Annotated in this window: 1 protein-coding gene; it reads right to left on the bottom strand. The window is 54.2% G+C overall.

The genetic code is table 11. The features are described from left to right. Positions 1-13: 13 nt before the first annotated feature. Positions 14-1,248 (bottom strand): IS3 family transposase gene (locus tag HMPREF3098_RS11365; RefSeq protein ID WP_172953431.1). Its coding sequence is split into 2 segments (ribosomal slippage): positions 14-960 and positions 960-1,248, totalling 1,236 coding nucleotides; the frame shifts between segments, so codons are not numbered across the junction. Between the last annotated feature and the right edge of the window lie 41 nt (positions 1,249-1,289).

Here is a 1,289-nt window from a genome sequence, read left to right as displayed (position 1 = left end):
CCGGGTTTTGTTCCTAGGCATTTGCCTTGATTTCTATTATTGCTTGCGGCGGGTGCTGGTCCCAAAATTCGGTTTCCACTTCGACCGGGGTTCGGTATCCCAAGCTTTGGTGAAGCCTCGTCTCGTTCCACCATGACACCCACTCAAACGTCGCGATTTCCACCTCGACAACCTCATCCCACCTGCGAGTATGGATCAGCTCGTTTTTGTAGGAACCATTAACGTTTTCCGCCAGAGCATTGTCATAGGAATCCCCGACAGTTCCGGTGGAAGCGGCAATCCCGTGCTGGGCAAGACGCTCGTTGTAGACAACGCTGACATACTGCGAGCCGTGATCCGAATGATGAATGAGACCTGTTGTTTCCTCAGCAGACGCGATCGCCTGGTTGAGAGCTTGCAGCGGCAACGCTTCGGTGCGCATGGAATCTGATAACGCCCACCCAACGATCCGTCGGGAGTAAACATCGGTGACAAACGCGGCATACACAAAGCCTTTCTTCGTGCGCACGTAGGTAATATCAGCCACCCACAGCTTGTTCGGGCCTTCGGCTTTGAATTCTCGCTCCACCAAGTCCGGGCGTAAATCCGGCCTTTGAGGTGTGCGAGTGGTCATAGGCGAGCGGCCTTTGCCTTTGCCTGATACACCGGCTAGACGCATCAGCCGCGCGGTTTGTTCACGACCGATATCGATTCCGTCACGATGAAGAGCATGCCACATTTTCCGCACACCGTAGATGCCGTAATTATCCCGATGGATAGCACTAATGCGTTCAACCAGCACAGCATCACGAAGGCGGCGAGCACTTACCCCACGGGCCTTGGACTGACGATACCCACGCGAGGTGATGAACCCACCAGCGCGGTTTTTCTTCAACGTCTTACAGATGAACTCGACAGAGAAACGATTCCGGTATTCATCGATGAACCGGATCATTTCCGACGTTTTGGGTCGAGTTCCGACGCGAAAAAAGCTGAGGCAGCCTTTAAAAGTTCATTGGTGTCGCGTAGCTCTTGATTTTCACGGCGAAGCCTCGCGTTTTCGGCGGCCAGATCTTCAGGCACGGGTTCTGGGATGTTTCCCGCACGGCGGGCCTGTTGGGTCCATTGACGGGCTGTGTGCCATGACACCCCCAGCTTTGGGGCTACTGCCTGGCACGCGGCTTGCATCGACATATTTTCCGCCAAGATGCGGTCCTCTACAAGACGGACCACACGATCCTTCGCATCCTGGTCAAATTTTCTTGGCATATTCCAGATTTTCCCATCTACTCAAACGGAACAAAACCTGG

The sequence above is a fragment of the Corynebacterium sp. HMSC28B08 genome, from assembly GCF_001806865.1.
Taxonomy (GTDB): domain Bacteria; phylum Actinomycetota; class Actinomycetes; order Mycobacteriales; family Mycobacteriaceae; genus Corynebacterium; species Corynebacterium auriscanis.
Note: the sequence above shows the minus strand (reverse complement) of the source record. Positions and strands in the feature narration are given on the sequence as shown.